The 18094-nt window shown below is 49.1% G+C and carries 15 protein-coding genes; 6 read left to right on the top strand and 9 right to left on the bottom strand.

Annotation, left to right across the window (positions count from 1 at the left end):
* The first annotated feature begins 104 nt into the window (after window positions 1-104).
* Window positions 105-911: an NAD(+) diphosphatase gene (gene nudC, locus CSD97_RS15975; protein WP_098032700.1), complete on the top strand. Its 807-nt coding sequence runs from the start codon at window positions 105-107 to the stop codon at window positions 909-911.
* Between the two features lie 295 nt (window positions 912-1206).
* Here the strand turns inward: nudC and CSD97_RS15970 are convergent, their stop codons facing one another.
* From CSD97_RS15970 to CSD97_RS15960, 3 genes are all read right to left on the bottom strand, one after another.
* A complete protein-coding gene (locus CSD97_RS15970; protein ID WP_098032699.1) occupies window positions 1207-2949 on the bottom strand; it encodes a phospho-sugar mutase in 1743 nt (580 codons plus the stop codon).
* Between the two features lie 81 nt (window positions 2950-3030).
* Entirely contained in the window at window positions 3031-4674 is a 1644-nt protein-coding gene (locus CSD97_RS15965; RefSeq protein ID WP_098032698.1) for a C69 family dipeptidase, read from the bottom strand.
* A 36-nt stretch (window positions 4675-4710) separates the two neighbouring features.
* Window positions 4711-6393 carry a M23 family metallopeptidase gene (locus CSD97_RS15960; protein ID WP_098032697.1) on the bottom strand — a complete coding sequence of 561 codons (1683 nt, stop codon included), beginning with the start codon at window positions 6391-6393 and terminating at the stop codon, window positions 4711-4713.
* Window positions 6394-6576: 183 nt separating this feature from the next.
* On the opposite strand from CSD97_RS15960, the gene ald reads away from it, so the two are divergent.
* Window positions 6577-7683 (top strand): alanine dehydrogenase, encoded by a 1107-nt coding sequence (gene ald / locus CSD97_RS15955; protein WP_057256418.1) that lies wholly within the window; start codon window positions 6577-6579, stop codon window positions 7681-7683.
* A gap of 76 nt (window positions 7684-7759) precedes the next feature.
* On the opposite strand, the gene CSD97_RS15950 is transcribed toward ald, so the two are convergent.
* Window positions 7760-8983 (bottom strand): MFS transporter, encoded by a 1224-nt coding sequence (locus tag CSD97_RS15950; protein ID WP_098032696.1) that lies wholly within the window; start codon window positions 8981-8983, stop codon window positions 7760-7762.
* 202 nt (window positions 8984-9185) lie between these two features.
* On the opposite strand from CSD97_RS15950, the gene CSD97_RS15945 reads away from it, so the two are divergent.
* The 4 genes from CSD97_RS15945 to gadC all read left to right on the top strand — a co-directional run bounded on the left by CSD97_RS15945 (window position 9186) and on the right by gadC (window position 14253).
* The gene (locus tag CSD97_RS15945; protein WP_005831197.1) at window positions 9186-10622 is read left to right on the top strand and encodes a glutamate decarboxylase; all 1437 of its coding nucleotides are present in this window, start codon (window positions 9186-9188) and stop codon (window positions 10620-10622) included.
* 122 nt (window positions 10623-10744) lie between these two features.
* Entirely contained in the window at window positions 10745-11710 is a 966-nt protein-coding gene (glsA, locus tag CSD97_RS15940) for a glutaminase A (RefSeq protein ID WP_098032695.1), read from the top strand.
* A gap of 109 nt (window positions 11711-11819) precedes the next feature.
* Window positions 11820-12563: a potassium channel family protein gene (locus CSD97_RS15935; RefSeq protein ID WP_005832258.1), complete on the top strand. Its 744-nt coding sequence runs from the start codon at window positions 11820-11822 to the stop codon at window positions 12561-12563.
* A 103-nt stretch (window positions 12564-12666) separates the two neighbouring features.
* Entirely contained in the window at window positions 12667-14253 is a 1587-nt protein-coding gene (gadC, locus tag CSD97_RS15930; protein WP_005832260.1) for a putative glutamine/gamma-aminobutyrate antiporter GadC, read from the top strand.
* Window positions 14254-14345: 92 nt separating this feature from the next.
* Here the strand turns inward: gadC and CSD97_RS15925 are convergent, their stop codons facing one another.
* From CSD97_RS15925 to CSD97_RS15905, 5 genes are all read right to left on the bottom strand, one after another.
* On the bottom strand, window positions 14346-15296 hold the full coding sequence (locus tag CSD97_RS15925; protein WP_005831206.1) for a nitronate monooxygenase: 951 nt from the start codon (window positions 15294-15296) through the stop codon (window positions 14346-14348).
* 78 nt (window positions 15297-15374) lie between these two features.
* Entirely contained in the window at window positions 15375-16037 is a 663-nt protein-coding gene (locus tag CSD97_RS15920) for a DUF4858 domain-containing protein (protein ID WP_016274375.1), read from the bottom strand.
* A 35-nt stretch (window positions 16038-16072) separates the two neighbouring features.
* Window positions 16073-16630 (bottom strand): DUF4943 family protein, encoded by a 558-nt coding sequence (locus CSD97_RS15915; protein ID WP_009038260.1) that lies wholly within the window; start codon window positions 16628-16630, stop codon window positions 16073-16075.
* Between the two features lie 19 nt (window positions 16631-16649).
* Window positions 16650-17750: an outer membrane beta-barrel protein gene (locus CSD97_RS15910; protein WP_055288597.1), complete on the bottom strand. Its 1101-nt coding sequence runs from the start codon at window positions 17748-17750 to the stop codon at window positions 16650-16652.
* 36 nt (window positions 17751-17786) lie between these two features.
* Window positions 17787-18094: transposase (locus tag CSD97_RS15905; RefSeq protein WP_143272413.1), on the bottom strand; the 308-nt coding region annotated here is incomplete at its 5' end.

Raw genomic sequence — 18094 nt, 5'->3', positions numbered from 1 at the left:
AACACAGAGACACAAAGACATAGAAATTAATGCTTTATCTCTTTGAAAAAAATCTCTGTGCCTCTGTATTTTCGTGTTCATCCCCCCAATAATAACAACAAACAATGGAAAAATCAACAGAAATCAAACCCTCCACGCAGTGGTTCGTCTTCTTCAAAGACCAACTGCTGCTGAAAAAAGGATATACAGACAAAGGAGAAATAAAATACAGCGTACCCGTCAGTATAGAGCCTCCTCTGACACCGGAAGCCGGAAGTAATATACACGAAGTGTTCCCCCCCAACGGCAAGCAAGTACGTGCATTCGCCTTGGAACAGCCCGTGGCCGAAACCGACGAATGGGTCATGATAGGCCTGCGCGCATCGTACGACTACATCTCGCCGGACGAGTACCGTTCTGCAGGAAAGGCCTTCCAGATACTCTATTGGGACGAGCACAGCCACTTCTGCCCCGTGTGTGGCACCGCCATGGAGCACCAGACCCCCATCATGAAGAAGTGTCCCAACTGCGGCAATGAGATGTACCCTCCCGTTTCCACCGCCATCATCGTACTGATACGCAAAGGAAACGAAATCCTGCTGGTGCATGCCCGGAACTTCCGAGGAACCTTCTACGGACTGGTGGCAGGCTTCCTCGAAGCCGGCGAGACACTGGAAGAATGTGTGGAACGGGAAGTTTTTGAGGAAACGGGGCTGAAGGTAAAGAACATCACCTACTTCAGCAACCAGCCCTGGCCCTACCCCAGCGGATTGATGGTGGGTTTCATTGCCGACTACGAAAGTGGGGAGATAAAACTGCAGGAAGATGAGCTGACCGCTGCCGCCTTCTATTCCAAAGACAACTTGCCCGAAATTCCACGAAAACTGAGTATCGCAAGAAGGCTGATAGACTGGTGGATGGAGAACAATTAAAAATTAAAGAATTAAAAATTAAAAAGAGGGGGGAAGAAATTTAAAAAAGCAGATTGCGCCACACACACTCACAAACGAACAACTACGAATGAAACGACTCTCATTCACATCAACCAATCGGTGTGTAACCGCAATCTGCATATACTAAACTTCCCTGCAAACGTTTTGTTCATCAACCATCGGGTTTAAGTCTTTATTTAAGTTTTCTTTCAACACAGAAAGCTAAAGAAAAAGGCGCAGCCCTCACGGGTTACGCCTCTCCGAACACTATATACACATTTTTTCCTCTTTCCTATCAAATGCCGAGTGACTTGCGCACTGCCTCCACTTTCTTTTCTGCTTCGGCATCGGCGCCGGCATAGCACTTCGGACAACCCATCTCGCCCTTCACCTCGATATAGAACTTGATTTTCGGTTCCGTACCGGAAGGACGGACAGAAATCTTCGTGCCGTCTACAGTGAAATATTGGAGTACATTGGAAGTCTCGGGCATATCCAGCTTGCTTACGTTGCCCTGGGCATCAGTAAGTTCCAGCGTCTTGTAATCCTTAATCAAGCTGACAGCCGAACCACCGATTTCCTTCGGAGGATTGGCGCGGAAGTTATCCATCATCGCCTTGATTTCTTCGGCACCGCTCTTGCCGGGTTTCACCACGTTCACGGTGGTTTCCTTTGAGAATCCGTATTCTACATAGATTTCCATCAATACGTCATAGAGTGTCTTGCCCTGGTCTTTGGCCCAAGCACAGATTTCGGCCAGCAAGGAGCAGGCAGAAACCGCATCTTTATCACGGACAAAGTCTTCGGCCAGGAAGCCATAGCTTTCTTCACCACCACCGATATACTGCTGCTTGCCTTCGCTCAGACGGATTTCGCGAGCAATCCACTTGAAGCCGGTGTAGCAGTCGCGCATTTCAATCTTGTTCTTGTCTGCCACAGCCTTGATGAGTTCAGTGGTCACGATGGTCTTCACGATGAAGTCGTTCGGCTGCATCTTGCCCATTGCAATACGGTTCTTGATGATGTAGTACAAAAAAATGAGACAAGTCTGGTTACCATTAATAAGCACCCACTCGCCCTTATCGTCCTTGCAGGCCATACCGACACGGTCGGCATCCGGGTCACTTGCCATCACGATGTCAGCGTCAATCTTCTTGGCGAGCGCAATGGCCATGAAAAGAGCTTCGGCATTTTCGGGGTTCGGAGAAACCACTGTCGGGAAATTGCCGTCCTTCACCATCTGTTCGGGCACGCAGTTGATATTCTCAAATCCCCACTCCTTCAATGAGTCCGGAATGAGCACGCGGCCTGCGCCATGAAGCGGAGTATACACAATGCTGAGGTCTTTCTGGCGACGGATGACTTCGGGATCGATGGAAATGGAGTGAACCATGTCCAGATAAACCTTATCCACTTCCTTGCCGATAATCTGAATCAAGTCCTTGTTGCCGTTGAACTTGATGTCGGCCACCGTCACCTTGTTCACCTCGTCTATGATGGCCGTGTCGTGCGGAGCGAGCACCTGCGCACCGTCATCCCAATAAGCTTTGTAGCCGTTGTATTCTCTGGGGTTGTGGCTGGCTGTGATGTTGATACCGCTCTGACAGCCGAAGTGACGGATGGCGAATGAAACTTCGGGCGTAGGACGAAGGTCATCAAAAAGATATACCTTGATGCCGTTTGCAGAGAAGATGTCGGCAGAAATCTTTGCGAACTTGTCGCTATTGTTGCGGCAGTCGTGCCCCACAACAACGGAAATATCCTTCTTTCCGGCAAAACATTTGTTCAGATAGTTGGACAAGCCCTGTGTTGCGGCACCTACGGTGTAGATGTTCATGCGGTTTGTACCGGCACCCATGATGCCACGCAGACCACCCGTTCCAAACTCCAGGTCTTTGTAAAAACTGTCTATCAATTCGGTTTTATCTGGGTTTTCCAACATGCGTTTCACTTCTGCCTGAGTTTCGGCATCATATGCCGGGGTAAGCCATTTTTCGGCTTTCTCAGTCACCTGCTTAATCAGTTCCTGATTTTCCATAAGACTGTTATTGTTTTAAGGGTTAATATAAACTTTTTTGTAAGACACAAATGTAGAAGAATAAGTTCAAATATCCTAATTTTATTCAGGCATTTTATATCTGTCTCCCGTCTGCTTAACATACTCTTCAAGGAACTCCTTCGGGTATCCCGGGCGGATTACGCCTGCCGGCTGGCCGATGGAATTACGTTCGAATTGACCGTTTTTCATACGTTTGACAACGCCGTCATTATACTTTACGACAAGAAACTCGCCAAGACGTTTCCAAGTATCGAAAGTGCTTTGGGCAGTCATGTTCGTATAGTTGGTAAGGAATGCCTTTGCTTTGGCAGGGTCTTTTTCCAGCAGTTTGGCAGCAGCAGCCTCAACGCCTTCCTGCGCTTCGTTGAAGGTTGTCTCCAACTCTGTCTGAGTGGCACGCACGTCGCCCATCATCAAGTCATAACGGGGATAAACCATATTGGCCACCCAGTTGAAAATCCAGAAAGCGGAGTTCCAGGAGAAAGTGATGTAATCGGCGCCGTCCACACGGGTGTAGCATACGGGAACCTTGTCCGTACAGCAGTATACGGGCGTAAATACCGTCATGTTGGCATCATCCGTGCCGAACCACAATACTCCACCGATAGGGTCGGGCAACTCGGAGCGCATCTGTGCCACGAATACGAAACCGCTCTGCTGGGTGGAGATGGGACGCTCATTGAAGTATTCCTGGTCACCCACCTTGAAAGAGAGTGGAGAAAGGCGGTACGGGGTATGATACGGGCCTGCGCCGAAATCTTTGCTGATGTCGAGAGGAGTACCTTCATAATGGTCGCGCATGGCGTTCTTCACATCCTGCACGGAAACCTTGCGGTTGGGCTTCACAAACAGAGGCATCGGAGTGTCCGTCTCACCCAATATATAAGGCAGGAACTCGTTGCCGCGGTCGGTAAACATATTGAAATAGCTCCATACGCGTGCCTCGCAATAGCGACGGGCACCGAAATCGAGCGGAGCGTAGGCATCGGCAAAGCTGAAATCCTTGTTCACACCGTCAAAATAGCCCTTCTCGCGTGCAAAAGAGATGACGTCGGCAGAGTACATGCAGTTTTCCTTGTCATTCATATTGAACTGATGAATGCGGCTCTGATTGGCATGTGCGGAGATACAATCATCGGGCACGCGGACAGCTACCCATACGGCACCGCGCACACCGGGTCCCTTGCCAATCATCTCCATAATCCATATCTCGTTGGGGTCGGCAATGGTAAAGGACTCGCCACCGCTGTAATAGCCGTATTCCTGCACCAACTCCGTCATCACCTTGATAGCCTCGCGGGCGGTGCGTGAGCGTTGCAGACCGAGGTAAATCAAACTGCCGTAGTCGATGATGCCGGTGGTATCCACCAGCTCGGGACGTCCGCCGAATGTCGTCTCACCGATAGTGAGCTGGAACTCATTCATATTGCCGATGACATTGTACGTCTGACGCGCCTGCTCTATCTGCCCAAGGTATTTGCCGGTGTCCCACTCGTGTATGTCAATCAGCGTACCTTTCTTGTGCATACCGGCAGGATAATGATACAACTCGCCGAACAAACCATAAGAATCGGCAGAATAGGAAACAATGGTAGAACCGTCCGCAGAAGCGTTCTTGCCCACGATAAGATTGGTGCAGGCCAGCGCATTCGCCACGGCTGCCACAACAAACAAGACGGAAAGAGTCAGTCTTTTACTTTTCATACTTCTAAATTATAATGTTACTAAATATTTCAGTCTTTACCATACAAAATCAAACTGTTCGGTGGTACGGTTGCCACAGCCATCCGTCACCGTCATCTCCACCACGTGCTTGCCGCCTTTCTCCACATGTTTCGGGTCAAGCTCGCACACCAGGTTACCGCTGATGGAATTGGGCTTTCCAAACAAGGCATACTTCCCGTCAATCGTACCCCGATAGGTATTGATGCCGGTTTCCTTGTCCTTGGCCTTGAAGATGATTTTTCCCGTACGTCCCCATTGGGCTTGGTTTACGGGAGTTATCACCGGCGGAACCGTATCCACCGCCACGGTATAAGTCCCCAAATCCCGTATACGCACTTTCATGACACCATCCTCATACTTACCGCCGATACGGTATTTTCCACCGCGCGCCGTTACGCCCGCCACATAATATTTGGTCACATCCTCTACTGGACGCCGGCGCAAGCCGATACGCAAATCGCAGGCATTGTGCATAGGAATACGGGTATCGTTCAGTTGATAGGTGAAAGCGATGTCGCCACTATCAGCCCGCACGGAGTAGTTCAGCAAGACGTCATCGTAGAGCATTCCTTTCGGGATAACCAACTCCAGCCCCGGCTCCTGCAGATAGTTCACCTTGTCCCATTTGAGGGCATATTTCTCACGATGTTCCACCGGAGCAATTATCGTCTTCTGTCCCTGGACTGTAAAGCGGACTTTAGAGGTATTTCCCAGCGCATCGCTCAGTGTATAGACAAATCGGTAAGGGCGTTCTTCGTTGATTTCCACCAGTCCGCGATTGCCGTTGGATGCCTGCAGCATGCGAAGACGGTTGCCCGGCTCTATAAAAGACTTCATGTACTGACCGTGTGTCCACGAATTGATATAGCGGTTCTCCTCATAGGCAAAGCGGTCTATCGTACTGCGGAAGACTTCCTCACCGTCCACTTCGAGAATCACCGTCTTCACGCCATATTTATTCTGCACTCCGTCCATATAGTCGTAGGCACGGATGCCTGCACCAATCAGTCCCCAGGCGGTAATGGGTTTCGTTGGATGTGCCGGAAAAGCCCGTCGCGTCTGCTTGCCCTCCACCACTCCTTTTCCCGGCTGTGGAAACAGCATGATACCTTCGGCACGCGGGGCAGTCTTGTCTTTCACCTTGTTCATGAAGAAAGGCAGCGGGTCGATATATTCGTCCGTAGCCGTCTCTATCATATCCAGATGCAGGTGCGGACCGAAAGAGTATCCGGTGTTTCCGCTCAAAGCTATTATCTGACCGGCCTTCACGGGATATTCATCGGGTTCGGGAGTAATTTCCACCTCCCAACTTTCTTTCTCGTACTGCAAGTCTTCAACCCGGCGGGCCACATCGCCCACAAAGGCACTCAAATGGCGGTTTATCGTCGAATAACCATTGTCATAAGCCACATCGAGCACATAGCCCGAACCGTGGGTAACGCGGATACGCGAAATATATCCGTCGGCCAGAGCGCGTACCGGCTTGCCTATGGTTCCACCGGTCTTGAAATCCAGTCCGCCATGAAAATGGTTGGCACGTATCTCGCCGAAGTTACCGGAGAAAGTGATGGGAAAATCAAAAGGCGGGATGAAGGAAGGCTTGTCTGTATCGGTTTCTTGGGCATAGCCGCTTTGCACACTACCAATAAAGAACAAAAGAGAGAAAAATATAGAATATTTCATATTTTGTACAGTCAATATTATTTTAAATGCATGCAAATATAAAAAGAATAGTTCTCTCTACCTACAGAAAGCTACAATTATCATTGATTAAAACATGCATAAAAATTCTGTTGAAGAACATAGATGCACCAATAACACCCAAGCCGGGAAATCGCTATATTGCGCCATGTTTAACCCCCCAATTAAAACTTTAAGGTTATGATTATCGGAGTACCTAAAGAAATCAAGAACAACGAGAACCGCGTGGGAATGACCCCTGCCGGAGTAGCCGAATTGGTGAAAAAAGGTCATACGGTGTATGTGCAGGCCACAGCAGGCGTAAACAGCGGTTTTTCCGACGATGACTACATCGCCGTAGGTGCAAAGACTTTACCGACCATTGAAGACACGTATGCCGCAGCCGACATGATTGTCAAGGTAAAGGAACCTATTGCACCGGAGTACAAACTGATTAAAAAGGAACAAGTGGTATTTACCTATTTCCACTTTGCAGCCGATAAATTGCTGACCGAAGCCATGATTGAAAGTGGTGCCGTCTGCATCGCCTACGAAACCGTGGAAAAAGAAGACCGTTCACTTCCGCTGCTTACCCCCATGAGCGAGGTGGCAGGACGTATGGCTACCCAAGTAGGAGCCCGCTTCCTTGAAAAGCCACAAGGCGGCAAGGGAAAACTGATGGGCGGAGTAACGGGCGTACGTCCCGCACGCGTACTTATCCTTGGAGGTGGTATCGTGGGCACCAATGCCGCACAGATAGCTGCCGGAATGGGTGCCGAGGTACTGATTGCCGACATCAACCTTCCCCGCCTGCGCTACCTGAGTGAAGTGATGCCGAAAAACGTAAAGACACTCTATTCTTCCACCCATAACATCAAGATGGAATTACCGAACATCGACTTGGTTATCGGTTCCGTCCTCATCCCCGGTGACAAGGCCCCACACCTCATCACCAGCGAAATGCTGAAGATGATGAAACCCGGTACGGTACTCGTAGACGTAGCCATCGACCAGGGCGGTTGTTTCGAAACCTCCCACCCCACCACGCACAGCGACCCTACCTACATTGTGGACGGAATTGTACACTACGCCGTTGCCAATATCCCCGGCGCCGTACCCTTCACCTCCACCATGGCACTGACAAATGCCACCCTGCCCTACACTGTTTCCCTGGCATGTAAAGGCTGGAGACAAGCCTGCAAGGACGACCCGGCTCTGGCGCAAGGATTGAACGTAGTGGAAGGCAAAGTAACATACAAAGCTGTAGCCGACGTCTTCGGGCTGAAATATGAGGCGATTGAGTTATAAGTTATAAGTGATGAGTGATTTGTTGGTATTTTCCTTTCAGCATGGTAGCGCAGCACAATTACCAACAAATCACTCATCACTCATAACTCCCCCCCAACAAAGAATCCTTCCTCCTCGCATACTCCCACCACATGGCGAGCAGTGTGATGCAGAGATTGAAAATAAACGGAAATTCCTTGGAACTAGTGTGGAACAAGGTCTGAAAGAAATCTGTAATGAACGGGGACAATAGAATCGCCAGATAATTCATCACCATTACAAAGGCCAGTGCCAAGGTTGTTTTTTCCGGTATAGCCGTATCTACTGTCTCGTCATAAATCAGCGGTTGAATGACACCATATCCCAAACCAACCAACATACATCCCGGTATTATCAGCCATTCTTTAGGCGAAATCCATATCAAGAGCAAACCCGCTGCAATGGACAAAAGACTGTAAAATTTCGTATTTTTTCCCATCCACTTCACGATATGCCCCAGGAAGAAACCCGGAGCCATAATGGCAAGGAAGAATAAGGAGATCATCAATCCGGAATTTCCGCTGGAGAAGTGATGGGCCTCCATCAAAAAAGGCAAGTCAAAAGTAACCGCCAGCACTACATACGTAGTGACGCCATAAAACAGCATCAACTGTAGCAGATGGCGGACATGGATGCCGTATTTACCGGGAATCGCACGCTTGGATTCCTCCGGAACAACGGCAGCTGTATCTTCTGCTATCTGCGGCTGACCGGTATCCCCCTTCAAATATCCGACAAGCAGCAGAGAAACCAACGGAAGCAGGTATACCACGAAAGGCAAGTGCCAGTTTACCTCTGCCAGATACCCAGTCACCGCCGTTGCCACAACCAGCGTCACATTGGTAATGGCAGAACTGTAACCAAACTGCTTCACCCGATATTCCCCCGTGAAATAGCGTGAAACCAGACCGGTGGACAACGGAATAATCACCCCCGAACCGATGCCAAGCAAAGCGCTGACCACCATCAACTGCCACATTTTATCCGAAAAAAGATAAAGTACCCCACTGGTGGCAAACATCCAAAGCCCCGCTTTCAGCAGACGCACAAAGTCACGTTTCTCGGCCAGCTTGCCCGCCAACAGCACAAAAGGAATTATCAGCAGCGAAGGCAGGGAGGTAAGCATCTGTATATCCAGTTCTGTGGCATGTGGAAAAATGGTAGTAAGTTGTCCCAAAATAGGTGATACGGCCAATCCCGGCAAGGAAGTCAATGCAGAGACTGACCAAATGCCGACAAGCGTGATAAGGGGGATTGTACCCCTTCCGGTATTGATTTTCATATAGTAGTATATTAATTAAATGAATAATGTGGGAACAACAAACCTACCTTCAGAATGTTCGTTTTTTAAGATTTTACTACGCTGCCCTTTAATAAACGCCAAATAATGCAAAACCCCGGAACTTTCATCCGCAAACCCCGTTGTTGTGGGAAATTCGACGGGGAAAAGCCCCGCCGCCTAAACCTTTAAAAAACTTATTAATATGGAAGATTTGAATTTCAGAAAAGGAGATGCAAAAACTGAAGTATTCGGTTCAAACCGTATGTTACAACCCTCACCCGTAGAAAAGATTCCCGACGGACCTACTACCCCGGAAATCGCCTATCAGATGGTGAAAGACGAGACCTTCGCCCAAACGCAGCCTCGCTTGAATCTGGCTACATTCGTCACTACCTATATGGACGAATATGCCACCAAGTTGATGAACGAAGCCATCAACATCAACTACATTGACGAGACCGAATATCCGCGCATCGCCGTAATGAACGGTAAATGTATCAACATCGTGGCCAACCTCTGGAACTCTCCTGAAAAAGAAACCTGGAAAACCGGCGCACTTGCCATCGGTTCCTCGGAGGCATGTATGCTGGGTGGTGTGGCAGCCTGGTTGCGCTGGCGCAAGAAACGTCAGGCACAAGGCAAACCGTTCGACAAACCCAACTTCGTTATTTCAACCGGTTTCCAGGTGGTATGGGAAAAATTCGCCCAATTGTGGCAGATTGAAATGCGTGAAGTGCCTTTGACACTGGACAAGACCACGCTCGACCCCGAAGAAGCCTTGAAGATGTGTGATGAGAACACCATCTGTATCGTGCCTATCCAAGGCGTTACATGGACAGGACTGAACGATGACGTCGAAGCCCTCGACAAAGCCCTCGATGCCTACAATGCGAAGACCGGCTACGACATTCCTATCCACGTAGATGCCGCCAGCGGCGGTTTCATCCTCCCGTTCCTCTATCCCGAAAAGAAATGGGACTTCCGTCTGAAGTGGGTACTCTCCATCAGCGTCAGCGGACACAAATTCGGTCTGGTTTATCCGGGTCTGGGCTGGGTTTGCTGGAAAGGCAAGGAATATCTGCCCGAAGAAATGTCATTCAGCGTAAACTACCTCGGTGCCAACATTACTCAGGTAGGCCTGAACTTCTCCCGTCCTGCCGCACAGATTCTGGGTCAATATTACCAGTTCATCCGTTTGGGATTCCAGGGTTACAAGGAAGTACAGTACAACTCTCTGACCATCGCCAAGTATATCCATGACGAAATCGGCAAGATGGCTCCGTTCGTAAACTATTCCGACGAGGTTGTGAACCCGCTGTTTATCTGGTATTTGAAACCGGAATATGCAAGAGCTGCCAAATGGACTCTGTATGACCTGCAGGACAAGCTGTCACAACACGGTTGGATGGTACCCGCCTATACACTGCCTTCAAAGCTGGAAGACTACGTCGTAATGCGCGTCGTTGTTCGCCAAGGATTCAGCCGCGACATGGCAGACATGCTGCTGGGTGACATCAAGAATGCCATCACGGAGCTGGAGAAACTGGATTACCCGACTCCTACCCGTATGGCACAGGAAAAGAACCTGCCGGTGGAAACCAAAATATTCAACCACGGATGCCGTACTCATAAAAAATAAATTAATTTACGATTAAACGATTTACGATGTACGATTAGAGTTTCTCTTGATACGGACTACGTTTAAAGGAGTAATTTCAATCGTAAATCGTACATCGTCTAATCGTACATCACAACGTGTTTATGGAAAAGAAAATATCAATTTCACAAATAAAGGAGGTTGCCCAAGAAGCCTACAGTGAGGTGAAGGGCAGCACAGGAGGCAAGAATGCGGATTATATTCCCTACCTTGCCAACATAGACTCCAAACTATTCGGACTCAGCATCTGCCTGATGAACGGGCAGACCATCAATATAGGTGACACAGACTATCGTTTCGGTATAGAGTCCGTCTCGAAGGTACACACAGCCATCCTTATCCTGCGCCAATACGGTGCGCAGAAAGTGCTGGACATGATAGGTGCCGATGCCACGGGACTACCGTTCAACTCCATCATCGCCATCTTGCTGGAAAACGACCACCCTTCCACTCCATTGGTAAATGCCGGTGCCATTTCCGCCTGTTCCATGGTACAGCCAGTGGGAAACTCCGACAAGAAATGGGATGCCATTGTACAGAATGTCACTGAGCTGTGCGGCTCCGCCCCACAACTCATCGACGAACTGTACAAATCGGAAACGGCTACCAACTTCAACAACCGCTCCATTGCCTGGCTGCTGAAAAACTACAACCGCATCTACGATAATCCGGACATGGCTCTCGACCTCTATACTCGCCAGTGTTCTCTCGGCATCACGGCCCAGCAACTGGGCATTGCCGCAGGAACCATCGCCAATAACGGTGTGAACCCCGTCACCAAACAAACGGTGTTCGAAGCCAGCCTGGCACCGAAAATCACGTCGATGATTTCTACCGTAGGCTTCTACGAGCATTCGGGCGACTGGATGTACACCGCCGGCATACCGGCCAAAAGCGGTGTAGGCGGTGGTGTAATGGCCGTATTGCCCGGTGTCATGGGAGTATCGGCCTTCGCTCCTCCCCTAGACGAAGCGGGAAACTCCGTAAAGGCCCAATCGGCAATCAAGTTCATCATGAACAAGCTCGGCCTGGGTGTATTCAACGGTGATAACGTAACGATTACAGAATAAGTTTCTCTTTTTAGTTATGAGTTATAGGTTATGAGTTATTTGTTGGTAGGCACCGTAATCAGCAAATGACTTATAGCTCATAACTTATGACTTTATAATGGACTTCATCATGAAAATGGCTCTATCAGAATTTGTATTGCGGGAAAAAGGTATCTATGGCATACTGCATGTCATTATATTGATACTGTCGCTATTTTTAGTTATCAGCATCTCTGTCGACACGTTCAAGGGGATCCCCTTTTACGAACAGTCGGTCTACATGAAAGTACAGTTGTGGATATGCGCCCTGTTCCTGGCAGATTTTGTATTGGAATGGTTCCTGGCAGAGAAGAAGGGTCACTACGTGGCCACGCATTTCATTTTCCTGCTGGTAGCTATACCCTATCAAAACATCATTGCCTATATGGGATGGACTTTCTCACCCGAGATAACCTATATGCTGCGTTTCATCCCATTGGTGCGGGGTGGTTACGCCATGGCTATCGTGGTGGGTTGGCTGACGTACAACCGCGCATCGGGACTGTTCGTTTCCTACCTTACCATGTTGCTGGCCACTGTCTATTTTTCCAGTCTGGCCTTTTATGTCATGGAGCATGGTCCCAATCCTTTAGTTAAAGGATATGGAGACGCCTTATGGTGGGCATTTATGGATGTGACGACGGTGGGTTCCAATATCATAGCAGTCACTCCCACCGGACGGGTACTGTCCGTACTGCTGGCTGCGCTGGGCATGATGATGTTCCCTATCTTTACAGTGTATGTAACGAGCCTGGTCGAACGGCGCAATAAGGAAAAAGAAGAGTTCTACAAGAAAGTTGCACAGAAGCCCGCGCCCAAAGCCGACGCTTCCTGAATAGTTAAAACCGGAACTTTCACTTATCCGTTGGGAACAACTCTCCCCAAGTGTTGTTATAGACGCTGATTTTGAATATATTTTTCATCTAAAACCTTAACTTATGGCAAATATTAAACAAACAGTGAAGCTGGGTGTATTTACCCTGGCAATCATGAATGTGACGGCAGTAGTATCCCTACGAGGACTTCCTGCCGAGGCCGTGTACGGAATGAGTTCGGCCTTCTACTACTTATTTGCAGCCATTGTTTTTCTGATTCCGACGTCACTTGTCGCCGCGGAACTGGCTGCCATGTTTCAAGACAAGCAAGGCGGTGTGTTCCGCTGGGTGGGCGAAGCCTACGGAAAAAAACTGGGCTTCCTTGCCATCTGGGTACAATGGATTGAAAGTACAATCTGGTATCCTACCGTATTGACATTCGGTGCCGTATCCATTGCTTTCATCGGCATGAACGACGTACACGACATGTCACTGGCCAACAACAAGTATTACTCACTCGTTGTTGTCCTCATCATCTACTGGCTAGCTACGTTCATTTCCATGAAGGGCATGAGCTGGGTAGGTAAAGTGGCAAAGGTCGGCGGCCTGGTCGGGACTATTATCCCTGCCGCACTGCTGATTATCCTGGGTATTATCTACCTTGCCACCGGCGGACACTCCAACCTGGATTTCCACAGCAGCTTCTTCCCCGACTTGACGAACTTCGACAACGTGGTGCTTGCTGCCAGTATCTTCCTCTTCTATGCCGGTATGGAAATGGGCGGTATCCACGTAAAAGACGTGAACAATCCCTCCAAGAATTATCCGAAGGCAGTGTTCATCGGTGCGGCCATTACGGTTATCATCTTCGTGCTCGGTACTTTCTCACTGGGCATCATCATCCCGGCCAAAGACATCAGTCTGACACAGAGTCTGCTTGTAGGCTTCGATAACTATTTCCATTACATCCGCGCCTCCTGGCTGTCACCCATCATCGCCATTGCTCTGGCATTCGGGGTGCTGGCAGGTGTATTGACATGGGTTGCCGGTCCGTCCAAAGGTATCTTTGCCGTAGGAAAAGCAGGCTACATGCCTCCGTTCTTCCAGAAGACAAACAAACTGGGTGTACAGAAGAACATCCTTTATGTACAAGGCGGTGCAGTAACCGTACTGAGCCTTCTGTTCGTAGTCATGCCTTCCGTACAGAGTTTCTACCAGATTCTGTCACAGTTGACCGTAGTCCTCTATCTTATCATGTATATGCTGATGTTCTCCGGAGCCATCGTGCTGCGTTATAAGATGAAGAAGCTGAACCGTCCGTTCCGTATCGGCAAGAATGGCAACGGATTGATGTGGCTCATCGGTGGTCTTGGTTTCTGCGGGTCATTGCTGGCATTCGTATTGAGCTTTATCCCACCCAGCCAGATTTCAACAGGCAGCAACACTGTATGGTTCTCCGTGCTCATCATCGGTGCGCTGATTGTAGTCATTGCCCCATTCATTATTTATGCTTCCAAGAAACCGTCCTGGGTTGACCCGAACAGTAGCTTTGAACCGTTCCATTGGGAAGAGCAACCTGCTGTGCAGACAGCCGGTAAAAGTGCAACAAATATGGCTACCGGTAGCGCCACTGCCAGCAGCAATGGCACAAGTAATTCCGCCACAAGTGGAAATACGGCAAAAGACACAACCAATATCCCCAAAGGATAAAAGGTTATAAGTTGAAACTAAAAAAGGAATATCCCCGAAATCACCGGGAATATTCCTTTTTTATTGTTATATGATACCAGAAGAGGGAATATTCAGAAATCCAATTCCTGCATTCTCTCCCACGCCCTTCTGCTCTCCTCCACCAACTCTTGCATGACCGACGCCACAGACTGCACTCCCTTTCCATGCAGCAAGGCAGATACCTGCCCTATTTCCAGTTCCCCTTCTTCCAAGTCACCTTCAAAAATACCACGTTTGGCACGGCCACGCCCTAAAAGGATACGAAGTTCTTCCTCTGAAGCTCCCACAGCCTCAGCAGCCTCTACGGCGCTGCGAAAGTTATTGCGCACCAGACGCACCGGAGCCAATTTCTTCAAAAGCAGACGGGTATCCCCTTCTTCCAAATGCAAGCAGTAATCCTTAAATACCTCGTTTGCAGAACTCTCTGCCGTCAAGGCAAAGCGTGTACCAATCTGCACACCTTCCGCACCCAGCACCCGGGCAGCCAGCATGGCCTCACCCGTTGCAATGCCACCGGCGGCAATCAGCGGAAGTGTAGTAACTGCACGTACAGCTGGTATCAGGCACAGGGTGGTAGTCTCCTCCCTCCCATTGTGCCCACCGGCTTCGAAGCCTTCGGCAACTATTGCATCAACACCCGCCTCTTCTGCCTTCACGGCAAAACGCGAGGACGAAACAACATGCACCACCGTGATGCCACGCTCGTGCAACCAACCAGTCCATTTCTTCGGGCTGCCGGCAGATGTAAATACAATCTTCACTCCCTCGTCGGCCACAATCTGCATTATCTCTTCTATCTGGGGATACATCAAGGGAATATTCACACCAAAAGCATGATGCGTAGCCTCACGGCATTTCCTGATATGCTCCCGCAACGTTTCGGGATGCATCGAACCTGCGCCGAGCAAGCCCAGCCCTCCCGCATTGCTTACAGCAGCAGCAAGTCTCCAGCCGCTACACCACACCATACCACCTTGAATTATCGGATATCTTATTCCAAATAGAGAAGTCACTCTGTTCATTATTACTTTTTTTAAAGGTTTACTAATGAAAACAAGAAGAGGAGAAAGAAAGTTCAAAATTTGACAAAAAGTGATAAATTACTGTTGTTCCAAAACAGTTATCGAATCTCCATACGCCTTCAATACTTCCAGCGTACGGGCACGGCGCTTGCGGCCTTTGAAATTCCAAAACTCACGGGTAAAAGGTGTCATCAGGTCTAAACCGGAAATTCCACCGCCACTGGCACCCTGCCAACCGCCCACAGCCATATTATTGGCCCGCTCCGTCACCCGGTAACGCAAACCGGTTGCTTCAATCTGCTCCACCGTCTCACGCGGACCGGCATCAAACGGATGTTTAGCCCAGTTCGTAGGAATCATCAGAATCTTAAGCGCATAGAATTCATCTCCTCGCCAAGTATCCTTGTCTACCTTGATTTTTTTCTGATAAATGGGGTCCCAATTATATTTGGTATTGGCTGTATAAGGACGTAAGGTAAGCACCACTTTTTTCTCGGGCGCTTTCGGCATGACGGGCAATGAATTATCAAAATCCATCCACGACTTGTCCATCACCGCTTTCGGAGTACCCAGAGAATTGTTCATTTCCAATTCCTGCAATACCTCCGGATTCAGTTTTACCTCCCCCTCGCCCTTCAGCAACCGGTTCAGCCTCAACGAGTCCTGAGGGGTCCAGTTTTGGGCATAGCAAGGGAAGGCTACTGCACAGAGCAGCCCCCAAACAAGTATAGATATCTTCACCTGACAGTTTTGATTACTTAATCCCTAAAAACATTTCACCACCACATATATCCGCTGCCACAAAGCGGTTCGTCATAGCAGGGATCAATCGTCCACATAGTCCGTGGATACTTACGGGTTTCCCACCAGCGGCGGTAGCGCGAAGCGGCATCCAGCACCTCTTCGTCCGAAAGGAAATAGATACCTTCATAATTCTCCGCATCCGTATGTACCATCTTGCATCCCATCGAAGCATTGTTCCCGAGGCGGATAGTCTCTACCGTCCACAGGATGCATTCGCCCAAACGCAGCTTGCCACCTGCCGAATAGGATACCGGAGCCAGGGGGAAAGAGGGAATGACCGTCAAGTCCTCGGCATACTTCAGCAATTCCTCTATATCTTCGGAAGTGAACTTGGGCATGTTACTCAATCCATCCGGACTTTGGGTAGAATATTTGCCAGCCTTCAACTGCTTGACAAACAAGTCTACATCCGGATGGTTGTAGTCCAACGTTTCTTTGCTGCAAGAGCCCAAAGAGAGAACAGAAAGAGTAAAGAATACGAGCAGCATAGTCTGCCCGAATATATGTAATTTATTGTATAGAGTCTTCATATTTGTATGGTATTTAAGATTAATAAGTCATGCGCACGCCGCACAACAGATTCAGATTGGTGGGCCGTTCCGTACGCAAGGTTCTTGTCTGCGAGTCCGTATCGAAATGATGGGATACAGACGGCTCTGCAAACAAGGCAAAACGGTTGTTCATTTTATAGCGTACCCCTACTCCGGCAGCAACCGACAACTGTACCGGCTCTGCACCGAAACCATTGTCCGGAGCACCTGCAATGCATTTCTCGGCTGCTCCACCTACCATAGCATAGAAATCCACTTTCGGCGTACTGGCCAGCATCATGTTCAGCCTTACCGGAATTCCCAGCGTATGCAACGTATGGTCACCATCCAAGCAATTATACTGAAGACCGGCTTCCAAGGAGAAATGCTTGTTCAAACAACGTTCCACGCTTACCCCGGCCGTGAACGGCATATGGAAATTCCCTTTCGGCAGGGAAGTGCCGATGCCTGCTTTCAATGCCCAATTACGGGGCTTAGATGGCGATACAGCCACAGACTTTGCCGGTTCTTCCTCAGAAGATGGCAGCATTCTATCTATATCAGCATCCTTATGGCCAGGATTTGAATGGTAGTTCCCGTTTCCGGCCGGAGTTCCGTTACTGTAATAACCGTTTCCCGGCTGCTGCTGGTTTCCGTACACCCGTTGGGTAATCCGGATGGAAACATGGACAGACATGGATTCATCCTCATCGGCCTGCGCCGTCAATCCTGCCGGAATGCCGTTGGCGGGATGCTGTGTACCGGGCTTTTGTGCCATGGGGTTGGCCTGATGGATAGAGGGAAAACTTTCCTGCACCACATCCCCGTTCAAGTTACCTTCCGGCGTCATGGCCGCCACTTGTGTAAAGGCCTCCTTGATTTCCTCTTTCGGAGAGAAATACCAGAAAGCGGCAGAAGCAGCTCCCAGTACAAATACAACAGAGGCGGCTGCGGCTACGCGGTGAAACCTCGGAGAAAGAAAAAGCTGCCTCCTGCCTTTTGCGGCAACCGGTGACGGCAAGTCACGTTGCAACCCTTCCCAGAAGTCCTCCCGCACTGTCATCTCTGCGCCGGCAAGACGACTGCGGAACAAACCGGTTATTTCATCATTTTCTCTCATATTCAGTATATTCTTTAAGAATTTGTTTTGAAATGCTTAGAAAAATCTCTTAAGGAGTATTTGTATAAATGCCACCGTTACCATTGCTTCTGCCGTTTCCGTCAGGAATTCGTAATCAATAGTGAGCCTTCTATAGTTTTCCAACCATGAGAAAGTCCTTTCAACAATCCATCGTTTAGGTACTACATTGAATTTTCTGGGGTTTTCTTTGGGTCTGAGTACAACCTCCAAGTCCCATCCGAACTTTTGTTTTGTCCACATAGCCAAATCCCCTTGATAACCTCCGTCAGCAAGTATCTTGCAGAGTCTTGGGAATTTGAAGGCAAGCTTTTCCATTGTGGGCA

The sequence above is a fragment of the Bacteroides sp. AR29 genome, from assembly GCF_900217715.1.
Classification (GTDB): Bacteria; Bacteroidota; Bacteroidia; order Bacteroidales; family Bacteroidaceae; genus Bacteroides; species Bacteroides uniformis.
The sequence above is the reverse complement of the archived record's forward strand: the minus strand, read 5'-3'. Positions and strand labels throughout refer to the sequence as shown.